Origin of the sequence: Streptomyces filipinensis (assembly GCF_014649495.1) — a bacterium.
GTDB lineage: Bacteria > Actinomycetota > Actinomycetes > Streptomycetales > Streptomycetaceae > Streptomyces > Streptomyces filipinensis.
The window spans coordinates 115,233-130,602 of the sequence record NZ_BMTD01000001.1 but is presented as its reverse complement, the minus strand read 5'-3'; the positions used below and the strand labels follow the sequence as shown (position 1 = coordinate 130,602).

Genomic DNA, 15,370 nt, shown 5'->3' with positions numbered 1-15,370 from the left:
ATCCCGCACGCGGAGGGTTTCCGCGTGCGGGACCGCTTGTCCGCTCTCGCGGGGGATCAGCCGGTCGTCAGGGCGGTGTCGTCCACGACGAAGCTGGTCTGCAGCGAGGAGTCCTCCACGCCGTTGAACTTCAGGGTGACCGTCTGGCCCGCCAGCGAGGACAGGTCGAAGGTCTTCTGCGCGTACCCGGAGGCGGCGTTGACGTTCGAGTACGTCGCCAGGGTGGTCGAACCGGCGGTGACGGTCAGCTTGTCGTACGCGGTGCTGCCGGTCTCGGCGGTGTCGATGTGCAGGTAGAAGGTGAGCGTGGCCTTGCAGCCGGCCGGGATCGTCACCGACTGGGACAGCGTGTCGGTGTGCGAGGAGCCGTAGCCGTCGAGCCAGGCCTTGTAGGAGCCGCTGTGGGCGGCCTCACCGGAGTCGTTGGTGATGACGCCGCTGCTCGCGCTCCAGCCGGTGCTGCCCGACTCGAAGCCCGGGTTCGCCAGCAGCTGGGAGGAGGTGCAGCCGCCACCCCCGCCGGAGCCGACGGTCCAGGTGAAGGAGGCCGCGCCGGAGGCGCCGGTGGAGTCCTTCGCGGTGACGGTGACCTGGTAGGTGCCCGCGGTGGACGCCGTACCGGAGATCAGTCCGGTGGAGCTGTTGATGGACAGCCCGGTGGGCAGACCCGTGGCGCTGTAGGTGAGGGCCGCGCCCGCGCTGTCGCTGGCCTGTATCTGGAGGCTGACCGAGCTTCCGGTGGTGGTGGACTGGCTGCCGGGGTTGGTGACGGTCACCGTGTTGCCGCTGCTGGAGCCGGCGGTGAAGGCGGCGGTGCCGTTCGGGGTGCCCCAGCCGGTCGGGCCGTCGTAGCCGGCGGTCGCGGTGCAGAAGTACGAGGTGGAGCAGGAGCCGTTGCTGCCGCTGGTGACGTCGTACAGGTTGCCCGTGTGCTGGTACGGGTACTTCGCCGGGTAGTCGCCGGAGCCCGGGGTGCCCGCCAGGGCGTAGACGCCGGCCACGATCGGGGCGGAGGCGCTGGTGCCGCCGTAGACCGCCCAGCCGGAGCCGCCGTAGGTGTCGTAGACCGCGACGCCGGTGGCCGGGTCGGCGACCGCGGAGACGTCGGCCTCCATGCGCTTGGAGCAGCCGGTGTCGGTCTGCCAGCTCGGCTTGGCGTCGTAGGCGGAGCAGCCGGAGCCGGTGCCCTCGGTGGAGCTGGTGTGCCACACCGACTCGGACCAGCCGCGGGAGTTGGAGGCGGTGGTGAGCGCGGTGCCGCCGACGGCGGTCACGTACTGGGAGGTCGCCGGGTACTCGGCGCCGTAGGCGGAGTCACCGGAGGAGACGGTGATCGCGACGCCCGGGTGCTTGAAGTACTGGGTGTCCTCGGTGGTCTGGGAGGAGGACTCGGAGCCGCCCCAGCTGTTCGAGACGACCTTGGCGCCGAGCGAGACGGCCTCGTTCTCGGCGATGCCGAGGTCGGAGTCGTTCGCGGAGTTCGCCTCGACCAGGATGATGCTGCAGTTCGGGCAGACCGCGCTGACCATGTCGAGGTCGAGGGCCTCTTCACCGGCCCAGCCGCTGTCGTTGGTCGGCAGCGAGGTGGTGGAGCCGGTCTGGCTGACCTGCTTGAAGCAGCCGTTGGCCTTGGTGCAGGACGACAGGCCGTACGTGGACCGGTACGTGGCCAGGTCCGACTCGGCGTTGGGGTCGTTGTAGGCGTCGACGATGGCGACCGTCATGCCGGAGCCGCCCGTGGTGGGCAGGTTGTAGGCGCTGTGCAGGTTGGCCGGGGAGAGGCCGGAGGGTGCCGCGGCGGCGAGCGCCGAGGCGAGGCGCTGCTTGATGTCGGTGCGGCGCTGGGCGAAGCAGGACGCGTGGCCCGGCAGGGCGGTGGCGCACAGACGGGTCGTGGGGACCTTCTGGCCGGCCTTGCCGGTGGAGTGGTAGGTCTGCCGACCCGGGGCGGTCAGCGCCTTGTTGTTCTGCGTGACCTTGGAGGTGGGGGGGTGGGCCGCTGCGGGCCGGGCCCCGGCTGCCGGCGCCGCGACGAGCCCGGCGACGGTGAGGGCGAGGGCGGGGAAGGCGACGGCGACGAGTCTTCGCAGACTCCGTCTCCGCCGGCTCGGACGTGACTCACGCATGGGGTACTGCCTCCGTTGACGTGGGGATGCGCACTGGATTGGCAGGCCCGTGACGCGCGTAGCGGCGGCGAGACCGCGCAGTCATGAGCATGACATTCGCAGACCCCTGACACAGCCCGCCGGATGAGCGTGACATGTCAGGGTGCGGGGAGGAACGTAGCTCCGGGCAGGGCGGGACCGGCAGTGCCGGGCGCCTTTCTTTGCCTGGCCATAGGAATGGCTTAGCCCCCTCTAGGGAGGGGGCTGGCGCCCACTTGAGGCAGGTTAAGGCGGTGTTACGCCCAGAGCTGGCCCTGCAGCGTCTCGATGGCCTCCTCGGTGGTGGCCGCCGTGTAGACGCCGGTGGACAGGTACTTCCAGCCGCCGTCGGCCACGATGAAGACGATGTCCGCGGACTCCCCCGCCTTGACCGCCTTGCGGCCCACACCGATCGCCGCGTGCAGGGCGGCGCCGGTCGACACGCCCGCGAAGATGCCCTCCTGCTGCAGGAGTTCCCGGGTGCGGGTGACCGCGTCGGCCGAGCCGACCGAGAAGCGGGTGGTGAGGACGGAGGCGTCGTAGAGCTCGGGCACGAAGCCCTCGTCGAGGTTCCGGAGGCCGTACACCAGGTCGTCGTAGCGCGGTTCGGCGGCCACGATCCGGATGTCCGGCTTGTGCTCGCGCAGGTACCGGCCGACGCCCATCAGGGTGCCGGTGGTACCGAGGCCCGCGACGAAGTGGGTGATCGAGGGGAGGTCCGCCAGGATCTCGGGGCCGGTCGTGGCGTAGTGGGCGCCCGCGTTGTCCGGGTTGCCGTACTGGTAGAGCATCACCCAGTCGGGGTGCTCGGCGGCCAGCTCCTTGGCCACGCGCACGGCGGTGTTGGAGCCGCCCGCCGCCGGCGAGGAGATGATCTCGGCACCCCACATGCCCAGCAGGTCCCGGCGCTCCTGCGAGGTGTTCTCCGGCATCACGCACACCATGCGGTAGCCCTTGAGCTTGGCCGCCATGGCGAGGGAGATGCCGGTGTTGCCGGAGGTGGGCTCCAGGATGGTGCAGCCCGGGGTGAGCCGGCCGTCCTTCTCCGCCTGCTCGATCATGTGCAGGGCGGGGCGGTCCTTGACCGAGCCCGTGGGGTTGCGGTCCTCCAGCTTGGCCCAGATGCGGACGTCGCGGGACGGCGACAGCCGCGGCAGGCGCACCAGGGGGGTGTTGCCCACCGCGGCCAGCGGGGAGTCGTAGCGCATCGCTGCTCAGGCGCCGATCAGCGCATGCCGCCGGCGACGGCCGGCAGGATCGTGACGCTGTCGCCGTCGGACAGCTTGGTGTTGATGCCGTCCAGGAAGCGGACGTCCTCGTCGTTCAGGTAGACGTTCACGAAGCGGCGCAGCTGGTCGCCGTCCACGATGCGGGCCTGGATGCCCGCATGCCGGGTCTCGAGGTCGGCGAACAGCTCGGCGAGGGTGTCTCCGCTGCCCTCCACCGCCTTCTGACCGTCGGTGTACGTGCGGAGGATGGTCGGGATGCGGACCTCGATGGCCATGGTGGTGGGCTCCTGTCGGAAAGGGTTCGTCGATTCGGTGCGCGCGCACGCGACCGCGCGCCGCGGCTCACGGCCGTACGGCGGCGGGGAACGTCAACAGATGGCGCTGTTCAGCCTGCACAGGTCGACGTGCAGCCGCGCCACGAGCAGCACGCTCGGCGTCTTGTCGCTCACGTCTGTCAGAACCATGCGCTCATCGTAACGATTCCCGGTCCGTGTCCCGGAGTGTGATTCCGTATGCCGGACGCTTTTGGTCCGATGCGCGAGACTAGTAGGCCTCCACCACGGTGACCTGCTCCTCCGTGACCTCACCTGCCACGATCCGGAAGGAGCGGAACTGGAACTCGCCGAGGCCGTCGGTGTCGGCGGTGGACACCAGGACGTAGTGGGCACCGGGCTCGTTGGCGTAGGAGATGTCGGTGCGGGACGGACGGGCCTCGGTGGCCGTGTGGGAGTGGTAGATGACCACCGGCTCCTCGTCGCGGTCGTCCATCTCCCGGTAGAGCTTGAGCAGGTCGCCCGAGTCGAACTCGTAGAACGTCGGCGACATGGCCGCGTTCAGCATCGGGATGAAGCGCTCGGGGCGGTCCGAGCCCGCCGGGCCCGCCACGACGCCGCACGCCTCGTCGGGGTGGTCCTTGCGCGCGTGGGCGACGATCTGGTCGTACAGGGCCTGGGTGATGGTCAGCATGTCGGCCAGCATAAGCAGAGGGGCCGTCCCGTACCGAGGGATGGTACGGGACGGCCCATATGGTGGACGTCCTGAGCGGCGGCCGCCGGGGGCGCCACGAGAGCTCCCGACGGCCGGACGTCCTTTCCGGTGGCTTGTCGCCCGGTCAGCGCTTGCGGAAGGCCGCGGCCTCCGGGTTGCGGCGCTTGAGCAGCCAGTAGGAGACGCCGAGGATCGCGGCCCACAGCGGAGCACAGTAAAGCGACACCCGGGCGTCCTTGTCGATCCCCATGAGCACGATCACCATGAGGATGAACAGCAGGGCGAAGACGCTCGTGTACGGCGCGCCCGGTGCACGGAACTCGCTCTGCGGCAGCAGCCCGCGGTTCGCCTTCGCCCGGTAGCGGATCTGGCAGAGCAGGATGACGATCCAGGCCCACATGCCGGAGATGGTCGCGAAGGAGACGACGTAGTCGAACGCCTTGCCCGGCCACTGGTAGTTGATCCAGACGCCGACCAGCATCAGCGCGGCGGAGAACGTGGTGCCGACCAGCGGCGTACCGCTGCGCGTCAGCTTGGTGAAGAACTTCGGGCCCTGGCTGTTGAGCGCCAGGTCGCGCAGCATGCGGCCGGTGGAGTACATGCCAGAGTTGCAGGACGACAGCGCGGCGGTGAGCACGACGAAGTTGACGATGCCGGCGCCGGCGGCGAGGCCCATCTTCTGGAAGGCGGCGACGAACGGGCTGACACCCGGGTGGAAGTTCGTCCACGGCACGACCGACAGGATCATGATCAGCGCGCCGACGTAGAAGACGGCGATGCGCCACGGCACGGTGTTGATCGCCTTCGGCAGCACCTTCTTGGGGTCCTTGGACTCGCCCGCGGTGACACCGACCAGCTCGACGGCGAGGAAGGCGAACATCACCATCTGCAGGGTCATCAGGGTGTTGCCGACGCCGTGCGGGAAGAAGCCGCCGTCGTTCCACAGGTGGGCCACGGAGGCGGTGTCGCCGGCGTCGGAGAAGCCGATCGTCAGGATGCCGGCGCAGATCAGGATCATGCCGATGATCGCGGTGACCTTGACCATGGAGAACCAGAACTCCAGCTCACCGAAGAGCTTCACGGAGATCAGGTTGGCGGCGTACAGCACGATCGTGAAGATCAGGGCCGAGACCCACTGGGGGATGTCGAACCAGTACGTCATGTAGGCGGCCGCGGCCGTGACCTCGGTGATGCCGGTGACCACCCAGAACAGCCAGTACGTCCAGCCGGTCACGAAGCCCGCGAAGGGGCCGATGAACTCGCGCGCGTACTCCGAGAACGAACCCGACACCGGGCGGTACATCAGCAGCTCGCCGAGCGCCCGCATGATCAGGAAGATCACGAGGCCCGCGACGGCGTACGCCAGGATCAGGCTGGGGCCGGCCTTCGAGATGCCCTTGCCCGCGCCGAGGAAGAGGCCGGTTCCGATGGCACCGCCGATGGCGATCATCTGGATCTGGCGGGATCCGAGCCCGCGCTGATACCCCTCGCCGCCCTCGCTGTCCTCTGCCCGCACGGCCTCGTTGCCGTCGCGATGCTGGTCGACCTGCGCTGAGGTCATGTGTGGTGCGCCTTTCTCCATGCCGACCCGGGCCTTTCGTCGGCCTCGGATCGGGTTTCGATCCCCCCGGATTGCTGGAGCTGTTGCCTGGCCGACGGTCGTCGGCTCGGTGGCGCACCCGGCTGCACATGGGTGGTGCGGGCCGGGCGGTCGTGAAGATTTATCACGGCCGCAATATTGATCACCGGAGGTGAGTGTGACGCACCGCACAGGTAAAAGCGGACAAACAACGCCTGAATGCGCCAAACCAGGCCGCAACGGTGACGGGATCGTTATCCGGATTTGAGCGTCCTCTGAGCGAACACTCCGGGCGTCACCTTTGGTGACGTAATCCTCCGGATCAGGGCATAAGGGTGGCGACCAAGGTCTCCTGGAGTCCGCCGAGCCACAGATAGGCCATCACCATCGGCTTGCGCGGGTCCTCGTCGGGGAGGCCGTAGAGCAGATCGGTGTCGTCCTCGTCGGTGATCTCCAGCCGGGCGCCGATCGCGAGCCGCAGGTCGTTGAGGACGCCGAGCCACTGCCGGGACTCCTGCGGCACCAGCTTCAGCACCGCACCGCCCTCGTCCACCGGGGCGAGCGCATCCAGGGCGCGGATCACCGCGAGCGCGTTCTCGCGCTTGCCGGCGCGCAGGTCGTTCTCGGTGTAGCGGCGGAACTCGGCGGAGTGGGCCCGGCGCCGCTCGGCCTCGGCGGGCGAGTCCGGGGCCTGCTCCGGGTCGCTGTAGGCGTCCGGGAAGAGCCTTTTGAGCACCGGGTCGGCGGGCGGCTCGCTCGGGCCCTCCGCGAACAGCTCGGCGAGCGGGTCCTCGGGGCCGTCGGCGCCGGGGCCGGGTCCGATGAGCTCCAGGAGCTGGACGGCCAGCGACCGGATGATGGAGATCTCGACGTCGTCGAGCGCGACGGCCGCGCCGCCGCCGGGAAGCGGTTCGAAATGTCCGGGCATGTAAGTCGGTTCGCTACTTCCGGTCCTGCTGGAGGGTGGCCCACAGACCGTAACCGTGCATCGCCTGCACGTCGCGTTCCATCTCCTCGCGTGTACCGCTGGAGACGACCGCACGGCCCTTGTGGTGGACGTCGAGCATGAGCTTGGTGGCCTTGTCCTTGGTGTAGCCGAAGTACATCTGGAAGACGTACGTCACATAGCTCATGAGGTTGACCGGGTCGTTGTGCACGATCGTGACCCAGGGGACGTCGGGCTCGGGTACGGCGAAGACCTCCTCCGCCGATTCGGTGCGTTCGATCTCTACGGGCGCGGGTGACGTCACAGTGCCCATGCTGCCACGGCTCGGAAAAATCGTCACACTGACGAAATGGGGGTAGGATCCCTTGCCATGAACACAGCGGACCTTGGGCTGCCGGTGGATGTTCCCTCGACGGCGCTCTTCACGGACCAGTACGAACTGACGATGCTGCAGGCCGCTCTGAAGGCCGGTACGGCCGAACGGCGCAGCGTGTTCGAGGTCTTCACCCGGCGGCTGCCGGAGGGGCGCCGGTACGGCGTGGTGGCGGGCACCGGACGTGTCCTGGACGCGGTGGAGAACTTCCGCTTCGACCCGGGCGTCCTGGGCTTCCTGCGCGAGCGGAAGATCGTCGACGAGGACACCCTGGAGTGGCTGGCCGGCTACCGCTTCGACGGGGACGTGTGGGGCTATCCCGAGGGCGAGGTCTACTTCCCGGGCTCGCCGATCATGCGGGTCGAGGGCACCTTCGCCGAGTGCGTCCTGCTGGAGACGGTCATCCTCTCCGTCCTCAACCACGACTCGGCCATCGCGGCGGCCGCCTCCCGCATGGCCTCCGCCGCGGGTGACCGCCCGCTGATCGAGATGGGCGCGCGCCGCACCCACGAGCTGGCGGCCGTCGCCGCGGCTCGGGCGGCGTACGTGGGCGGCTTCACCACCACCTCCGACCTCGCGGCCGGCTTCCGCTACGGCATCCCGACCGTCGGCACCTCGGCCCACGCCTTCACCCTCCTCCACGACCGCGAGCGGGACGCCTTCCAGGCCCAGGTCGACACCCTCGGCCGGGGCACCACGCTGCTCGTGGACACCTACGACGTCGCCGAGGCCGTCCGTACGGCGGTGGAGGTGGCCGGCCCCGAGCTGGGCGCGGTCCGCATCGACTCCGGCGACCTGCTGCTCGTGGCCCACCGGGTGCGGCAGCAGCTGGACGAGCTGGGCGCGACGAACACGAAGATCGTCGTGACCTCGGACCTGGACGAGTACGCGATCGCCTCGCTGGCCGCCGCGCCCGTGGACGCCTACGGCGTGGGCACCCAGCTGGTGACCGGCTCCGGGCACCCGACCGCCTCCATGGTCTACAAGCTGGTCGCCCGCGCCGAGACCGCCGACCCGAAGGCCCCGCTGGTGCCGGTCGCGAAGAAGTCCAGCGGCGGCAAGACCTCCGTCGGAGGCCGCAAGTGGGCGGCGCGCCGGCTGGACGAGGACGGGGTGGCGGAGGCCGAGGTCGTGGGCACCGGCCCGGTCCCGGCGGACCTCGCCGACCGTCAGCTGCTGGTCGAGCTGATCAAGGGCGGTGACGTGGTGGCCCGCGAGCCACTGGACGTGCCGAGGGACCGCCACATCGCCGCCCGCGCCAATCTCCCGCTCTCCGCCACCCAGCTGTCCCGGGGGGAACCCGTCATTCCGACGGAGTACGTCAACGGGCGCTCGGGTAGCTAAAGCGGGACCGTCGTCCGCCCCCGCGAACGCCCCCTCCCGCACGGGCCCGGAAGTCTCTAGGCTCAGTTACTTAACCCTTAGTCGAAGGACACCCACCATGCGCCGCGCCTTGATCGTCGTAGATGTGCAGAACGACTTCTGCGAGGGGGGCAGCCTCGCGGTGTCCGGGGGTGCGGACGTGGCCGCCGCCATCACCGAACTGATCGGCCAGGCGGCCGGCACCGGGTACCGGCACGTGGTGGCCACCCGCGACCACCACATCGCCCCCGGCGGCCACTTCGCCGACAACCCCGACTTCGTCCGCTCCTGGCCCGCGCACTGCGTCGCGGGCACGGAGGGCGTCGGCTTCCACCCGAACTTCGCCCCCGCCGTCGCCTCCGGCGCGGTCGACGCGGTCTTCGACAAGGGCGCCTACGCGGCGGCCTACAGCGGCTTCGAGGGCGCCGACGAGAACGGCGTCCCGCTGGCGGACTGGCTCCGCGCCCGCCACATCGACGAGGTCGACGTGGTCGGCATAGCCACGGACCACTGCGTGCGCGCCACCGCGCTGGACGCCGCGCGGGAGGGGTTCCGTACGCAGGTCCTGCTGGACCTGACGGCGGGGGTCGCCGAGGAGACCACCGAGCGGGCACTGGAGGAGCTGCGGGGGGCCGGGGTGGAGCTGACCGGCAAGCCCGTCGTCTGACGGCTGACCGGCGCGGGTGAGCGGCCGCGACGGGCCCGAGGGCCGGCCGCGCACCCGCTCGCTCGACGGCTAGACCACCGCTGAGCTGCGAAGCAACGCCCGGATGGGGTGCCACAGCTCATTGACGATGACACCGTTGTCCGCCGGTGCCGTGCGCCATATCAGGCCGTCCGGGTGGTGCAGCACCGCCGTGATCTCGTCCGGCGTGGGGGGTGCGGCGTTCCCCCGGAGGTAGATAGCGCGCAACCCCAGGTTGCGGAGCCTGGTCAGGGCCCGGGCCCGGTTCTGGGCGTGCACCAGGACGCGCACCCCGGCGGAGCCGTAGGGCAGGTTCAGTGCCACCACGACCGTGCCGTTCGGCAGTTTGCAGAAGCCTCCAGCGGCCATGCGGTCACATCCCCGTTTCGGTCGGTGTCAATAAGCGGTCCACAGGACGCACCTAAACACGATCGGCGGCAACCCGCCAAGGGGTTGCCGCCGATACGCGCCTGACCTGCAAAAATGCGGACTACTTCACCGCGGGGCCAACCTTCAGCAAGATCGTCGAGCCGTCCTTGGCCTCCTTGACGATCGCGATCTTGGTGTTGGTGTCAGTGACCTTCACGCCCCCGGTGGGGTTGGTCGGGTCGTAGTAGGTGCTGGTGTGGTCGTTGAAGACCGACACGCCCTTCGACGCCTTGATCACCGTCGCGACGTCCGCCTTGTGCAGCGTGAGGCCGTCGGTGCCGTACAGGCTGAACGGGGAGTCGTAGGCCTGCATGCGGTTGCGCAGCAGCGTGCCGTCGGCCCACTTCAGCGCCGTCGGGTGCGAGTCGATCGGCAGGATCAGACCGGTACCCGGGTGGTCCTTGGCGTTGGTGTTGTTGTCCGCCTGGGAGGTGTCCCACTTCCAGATCAACAGGCCGTTCTGGTACGGGTAGTGCTCCACCCAGCCGGGGCGCTGGGCCGAACCGAAGTTGTACGGGCCGACCTTGAGCGTCTTGTCGTACGACACGTACTGCCGGTTCTCGGCGATGTAGTACTGCTTGTAGTCCTTGGTGAAGGACGCACCGATGCGGGAGAAGCCGTTCGACGTCCAAGCGGCGTCCTGCGTCTCGGCGTTGTCCGAGAAGAGCGCGGTGCCGTCGGCGGTCACGCTGATCTGGTCGGCCGCGAAGCCATTCTCCGCGACACCGCCGTCGGTGGCGTAGCGGAAGCGCAGGTCGATCTTCTTGCCCGCGTAGGCGTCCAGCGAGAACGACAGCTTCTTGTGCGTCTGCGAGAAGCCGGTCAGCGCCGGCTTGCCGCTGGCGTCACGCGGGATGGCCTGGCCGTCCGCCGTGCCGTCCAGGGGCGTCCAGTTGGCGCCGCCGTCGGTCGACGCCTCGGTGTAGACGTAGTCGAAGCCGTCCTCGGTGGCCCACCAGCCGTCCAGGTCCAGCTTCGCCGACGACTTGCCGGTGAGGTCCACGGACCGGGTCAGCGTGTTGTTCAGGTCGTTGCCGCTGCCGCTCCACCACTGGGCCTTGCCCTCGGCCGGCTCGGTGATCGTGGTGGTGACCGCCTTGTCGGGCAGGTTGACCACGAGGGCCTGCTTGTTCCAGGTGTTGTACTCGGCGACGCCCAGCTTGTGCGTGGACTGCGTGCCGGCCTTGGCGGTGTCGTAGTTCAGCCAGCCCAGCTGCAGCTTGTCCCAGGCGTTCATGTCGCCGGGCAGGTTGCCGATGGACTCCTTGCCGGTGCCGAGCCAGGAGCCGGACGACATCAGGGTCCAGAAGCCGGTGGAGTTGTCGCCGCCGTCGGTGTCGTACTCGTCCGGCAGACCGAGGTCGTGGCCGTACTCGTGGGCGAAGACGCCGAGGCCGCCGTTCTCCGGCTGGATCGTGTAGTCGCCGACCCAGACACCGGTGTCGCCGACCTGCGCACCGCCGAGCTTGTTGTTCACGGGACCGGTCGAGCCCTTGTCGGTACCGAACGCGTACCAGCGGTGGGCCCAGATCGCGTCCTTGCCCTGGGCGCCGCCGCCCGCGGACTCGTCCTCACCGGCGTGCACGATCTGGAAGTGGTCGACGTAGCCGTCGGGCTCGTTGAAGTTGCCGTCGTGGTCGTAGTCGTAGCGGTCCCACTGGTCGTACTGGGCGAGGTCCTTCTTGATGTCGGCGTCGGACTTGCCGGCCGCCTTCTGCTGGGCCACCCAGGCGTTCAGGCCGTCGCTGACCACGTTCCACACGCTGGGGCAGTTGGTCTGGCCGCAGGCGTTGTTGCCGTAGCGGGCCTCGTTGTACGGGACCTTGACCCAGTCCGAGACCTCGCCGTCGACCGAGTAGCGGCCCGAGGACTGCTTCTCGTAGTACTTCTTCAGGGACTCGGTCTTCTTGCCGGTGCCGAAGTAGAGGTCCTGGTAGTGCTTCCGGTCGTAGTCCTTCTGCCAGGCCGTGGAGTTGTCCTTCTTGCGGTCCGGCGCGGCGATCTGGTTGTGCAGCGGGCCCGCGGTGCCGCCGAACTTCGGGTCGGTCTTGTCCCCGAACTCCACCAGGATCGTGAAGATCTTGTCGGTCTTCTCGCGGCTGAGCTCGACGTACTTGCTCTTGCCCTTGCGGCTCTTGAGCGCCACGACCTTGGAGCCGTTCCGCTCCTGGGCCTTGGCCTTGCCCGATATGAGCTGGTTCAGCGCCTCCCGGCGCTGGGCTTCCTGGGTCTTGCTCAGCGGGCCGTCCAGGTCGTGGGCCCGCTGCTTCACCGGGGCCGGGTCGTGCCGGTTGGCGGCAGCGGACCGGGCCTGGGTGCTCGCCTCCGCGACGGCGAAGGTGGCGAACGTGGCAGAGGCCGCCGCGAGCGTCACCCCGATCGCGGCCGCTCTGAACGTCCAGGATCTGCTGGTCACTTGAGTTCCTCCCCCGCGCCGCGCACACGGACAGGGGGTTCCGGGTCATGGAGGAATCCGTGGGCGCATGATCAACGCGTGTAATCAAGTGCCGTAATTTGACTAGAGGTTTAGAAGAAAAGACAGTCCTTGACTTGTGCAGGCCAAGTGCACTATGCGGATTGAACGTCCGCTTTACGAACCTGCTCGCGGACTATGCCTCCACCCCATGACTCCGTGCGCCCCCCGTGCACCCCGTAGCGTGGGTTAGGTCACGCTTACCAGGGCTCCCGTTCGGGCATGCACGCGAAGAGAGTCGAACGGCACGCCTCAGCCCTCCCCCTGAAGTCTCCCTAGGACACGATTGCCATGCCTCGTCCGACTGCCGCACAGCTCGTTTACGGTTCCTGCACCGTGATCTTCTCGACGCTCGCCATGCTGCTGCTGTCCCAGACGAGTTCGGGCCTCGGGATCACCGTCATCGCCCTGGCGGCACTGGCCCTGGGGCTGCTCGTGGCGATGACGGTGCCACTGCCGACGGTCCGCACGACCGAAGCACCGGCCGCATCCACCGAGCCGGCGCCCCAGGAACAGCCGGTGTCCACCGCCCTGTGACGGGTGGCCGTACGACAGCGGCGGTCCCATGCTCTCCACGGATCCGCCGCTGTCGTATGGCCACCCATCACACTTCGCTCAACGGGTGGCGACCACCACCGTCTTGGCCGCTTTGTCGTGCAGGCCCTGTTTGTACGGCTTGTCGAAGAAACTCCAGCCGCCGCAGATCGCCGTCCAGACGCAGGCGCAGCAGAAGGCGAACGGCAGCCACAGCACCAGGGCGCGGATCAGATTGGTCTGCGCCGACGGGGTGGCGCCGTTGTCCAGGTTCGCCACCCTCATGTTCAGCCACTGCTTGCCGAGGGTCTGGCCGTACTTGGTCATCATGAACGTGTCGTACGCGATGTACAGCACGGCCGCGATGACGGACTGCGCGACGGACCGGCCGACCTCGATGTGATCGTCGTTGACCTGGTACTCGCGCACCCCGAACGCCCAGGTGAGCAGCCAGACGACGATCCCGACGAGGATCATGTCGACGATGCGCGCGAGCGTCCGCCTGCCGCTGTCGGCGAGCGGCGGCATACCGGCCAGCGGGTCGGTGGGGTAACCACCGGCGCCGGCACCGTAGGGACCCCCGGCGCCTCCGTACGGGCCGCCGCCGGGGGGAGGGGGCTGGCCTCCTTCGTACGGCGGTGGGGGCTGGTCGCCGTACGGCGGCGGGGGCTCGCCGCCGCCGTAGGGGGGCGGCTGGTCGCCGCCCGGCGGCTTCCCGCCGCCGCCCGGTGGCGGGGGCTGCTGGGCACCGCCGTACGGGGTGTCGTACGGCGAGCCCGGCCCCTGCCCCTGGTCCGACGGGGGCCGCTTCCTGAACGGGTCGTCCTCGGGGGGCTGCTCTCCGGAGCCGGGGGGCGGTTCGCTGCTCATGGCCCGAGTGGACCGCGAACGCCCCGGTTCCGCACCCGGCGGGCGGCCGTACGGAGTACCCGGTGCCGTGGCCCGGGCACCCCGGGTCCTCGGGTCAGCCGGCGACGAAGGTGTGAGCCGCCTTGTCGTGCCAGCACTGGTGCCACGGCCGGTCGAACAGGCACCACAGCACGCCCACGATCCCGATGCCGAGCAGCCCGGGCACGCTGTACACCAGCCAGCGGCGCAGCGCACGGCCGAAGGCCGGGGGCTCGTGCGCCTCGATGTCCCGCACCTCCAGCCCCAGCAGCTTCTTGCCGAGGGTGCGGCCCCACTTGGCGGTCGGCAGCACCTCGTACACGACGCCGAAGACGAGCAGGACGGCGAGCACGATGCCGAGGCTGGTGGCGGTCGTGCCGTCGAGCAGCCAGACGGTGACCTCGCGGCCGGACAGCTTGGCCGCGTCGACCTTCTCCTGGATGTGGTCGGCCGCCTGGAGGCCGAGCGGTACGGCGGCGGCCGCCGTCACCGCGCCCACCACCAGGCTGTCGATCAGCCGGGCGGCGAACCGCCTGCCGAGGCCGGCCGGGCGGGCGGCGGCCTGGCGGCGCGCGGCCGCCTGGAACGGGTCCTCGACCGGCGGCTTCCACGGCACCACGGGCGGCTCGTCACCACCCCCGGCCAGCTGGTGCACCTGCTGCGCCCAGGAGGCCTGACCACCACCGGGCCCGCTGGTCACCGGGGTCGCCGGTGCTCCGCCCTGCGCCGGCACCGAGGGCGCCAGGGAGGCGGGCGCGGCCTGGGCCGGTTGTCCCGCCTGCCCGGCGGCACGCGCCGCGGCGGCCTTGCCGGCCCCGAAGCCGGGGCCTCCGGCCGGGGCGGGGGTCGGGGAGGACGCGGCGGGCGGGGTGGGCGAACCGACGGGGCCCTGCGGTCCGAAGCCGCCGGACGCACCGGGGGTACCGGCCGCAGCGGGGCCGCCGGGCGCCGCTCCCGAGCCGGCGGCCTGCGCGCCGGGGACCTGACCGTGGCCCGGATGGGCCGGCCCCTGTGCCCCGAAGCCGGCACCCGGCCCGGCCTCGGCACCGGGGGCGGGGGCGGGGGCGCCGAAGCCGGTGCCCTGCGCCGAACCGTGCGGACCGAAACCGGCGCCCTGACCGGAACCGTACGCACCCGCGGCCGCGCCCTGAGCCGGACCGTACGCACCCGGGCCCGCGTGCGCGCCGGCGCCGGCCTCCGCGTCGGAGGGCGCTCCGGCGCCGGGCGCCGGCCGTGTGCCGTGGGGCGCGTCCGCGGCCCCGGTGCCCCGGCCGCCCGACGCCGGCGCGCGGCCCTGGCCGGGTACCGGGCGGAAGGTCATCGTGCCGTCGTCCGTGACGGCCGCGGGTCCCGGGACCGGGCGGCGGAAGAGGAACGTGCCGCCGGGGTCCGGTTCGTCGCCCTCGGCCGGCTGGACCGGGGCCGTGCCGGCCTGCCCGGCCGGCCGGGCCGTGCTCTCCGCGGGCACCCTCGGGTCGGCGGGGGTACGGCCGTCGCCGTCGCCGGCCGACCCGAACCGCCCCCCGGCACGGCCGGCACCACCGGCACCGGCCTGCCCCGCGCCCTGGCCGCCACCGCCCCGCTGCCCGTGCGGGCCCCCGGCCCCGGGCCCCGCCTGACCGCCGGCACCGGGCTGCCCCGCGCCGTAACCGGACGCACCCGCCTGCCCCGTCGTGCCCTGTGCGCCGTACCCGGCGTGGCCCGTGCCGCCGGGGCCGTCGGCCGTCCACGCGCCGGCCCC

15 protein-coding genes are annotated in these 15,370 nt (G+C 70.5%); 3 read left to right on the top strand and 12 right to left on the bottom strand.

The annotated features are described in order from the left end of the window. Positions 1-56 precede the first annotated feature (56 nt). From IE244_RS00510 to clpS, 8 genes are all read right to left on the bottom strand, one after another. A complete protein-coding gene (locus IE244_RS00510; protein ID WP_191870625.1) occupies positions 57-2,126 on the bottom strand; it encodes a putative Ig domain-containing protein in 2,070 nt (689 codons plus the stop codon). A 275-nt stretch (positions 2,127-2,401) separates the two neighbouring features. Further along, positions 2,402-3,352: a PLP-dependent cysteine synthase family protein gene (locus IE244_RS00505; RefSeq protein ID WP_191870624.1), complete on the bottom strand. Its 951-nt coding sequence runs from the start codon at positions 3,350-3,352 to the stop codon at positions 2,402-2,404. Positions 3,353-3,369: 17 nt separating this feature from the next. After that, entirely contained in the window at positions 3,370-3,648 is a 279-nt protein-coding gene (locus IE244_RS00500; protein ID WP_191870623.1) for a MoaD/ThiS family protein, read from the bottom strand. Positions 3,649-3,741: 93 nt separating this feature from the next. After that, a complete protein-coding gene (locus tag IE244_RS43100) occupies positions 3,742-3,837 on the bottom strand; it encodes a putative leader peptide (protein ID WP_342448257.1) in 96 nt (31 codons plus the stop codon). Between the two features lie 79 nt (positions 3,838-3,916). Then, positions 3,917-4,339 (bottom strand): M67 family metallopeptidase, encoded by a 423-nt coding sequence (locus tag IE244_RS00495; RefSeq protein ID WP_031159517.1) that lies wholly within the window; start codon positions 4,337-4,339, stop codon positions 3,917-3,919. Positions 4,340-4,484: 145 nt separating this feature from the next. Further along, positions 4,485-5,921 (bottom strand): amino acid permease, encoded by a 1,437-nt coding sequence (locus IE244_RS00490; RefSeq protein ID WP_191870622.1) that lies wholly within the window; start codon positions 5,919-5,921, stop codon positions 4,485-4,487. A 340-nt stretch (positions 5,922-6,261) separates the two neighbouring features. Further along, a complete protein-coding gene (locus tag IE244_RS00485; RefSeq protein WP_191870621.1) occupies positions 6,262-6,867 on the bottom strand; it encodes a DUF2017 domain-containing protein in 606 nt (201 codons plus the stop codon). 13 nt (positions 6,868-6,880) lie between these two features. Beyond that, on the bottom strand, positions 6,881-7,198 hold the full coding sequence (clpS, locus tag IE244_RS00480) for an ATP-dependent Clp protease adapter ClpS (protein WP_031159507.1): 318 nt from the start codon (positions 7,196-7,198) through the stop codon (positions 6,881-6,883). 57 nt (positions 7,199-7,255) lie between these two features. Here clpS and IE244_RS00475 point away from each other — a divergent pair, with 57 nt between their 5' ends. Continuing rightward, positions 7,256-8,602, top strand: a complete 1,347-nt coding sequence (locus IE244_RS00475; RefSeq protein ID WP_191870620.1) for a nicotinate phosphoribosyltransferase — start codon at positions 7,256-7,258, stop codon at positions 8,600-8,602. A 97-nt stretch (positions 8,603-8,699) separates the two neighbouring features. Continuing rightward, complete coding sequence (locus IE244_RS00470) at positions 8,700-9,287, top strand: nicotinamidase (RefSeq protein WP_191870619.1); 588 nt, start codon at positions 8,700-8,702, stop codon at positions 9,285-9,287. A gap of 69 nt (positions 9,288-9,356) precedes the next feature. Here IE244_RS00470 and IE244_RS00465 read toward each other — a convergent pair whose 3' ends face one another. Next, the gene (locus IE244_RS00465) at positions 9,357-9,674 is read right to left on the bottom strand and encodes a hypothetical protein (protein ID WP_191870618.1); all 318 of its coding nucleotides are present in this window, start codon (positions 9,672-9,674) and stop codon (positions 9,357-9,359) included. 121 nt (positions 9,675-9,795) lie between these two features. Next, the gene (locus IE244_RS00460) at positions 9,796-12,150 is read right to left on the bottom strand and encodes an immune inhibitor A domain-containing protein (RefSeq protein ID WP_191870617.1); all 2,355 of its coding nucleotides are present in this window, start codon (positions 12,148-12,150) and stop codon (positions 9,796-9,798) included. A gap of 348 nt (positions 12,151-12,498) precedes the next feature. Between IE244_RS00460 and IE244_RS00455 the strand changes: the two genes are divergently transcribed. Continuing rightward, positions 12,499-12,744, top strand: coding sequence for a hypothetical protein (locus IE244_RS00455; protein WP_191870616.1), 246 nt, complete (start codon positions 12,499-12,501; stop codon positions 12,742-12,744). Positions 12,745-12,822: 78 nt separating this feature from the next. On the opposite strand, the gene IE244_RS00450 is transcribed toward IE244_RS00455, so the two are convergent. Both IE244_RS00450 and IE244_RS00445 read right to left on the bottom strand, forming a co-directional pair. Next, positions 12,823-13,611, bottom strand: coding sequence for an RDD family protein (locus IE244_RS00450; RefSeq protein ID WP_191870615.1), 789 nt, complete (start codon positions 13,609-13,611; stop codon positions 12,823-12,825). 94 nt (positions 13,612-13,705) lie between these two features. Beyond that, positions 13,706-14,950: an RDD family protein gene (locus IE244_RS00445; RefSeq protein ID WP_444545072.1), complete on the bottom strand. Its 1,245-nt coding sequence runs from the start codon at positions 14,948-14,950 to the stop codon at positions 13,706-13,708. Positions 14,951-15,370 lie beyond the last annotated feature (420 nt).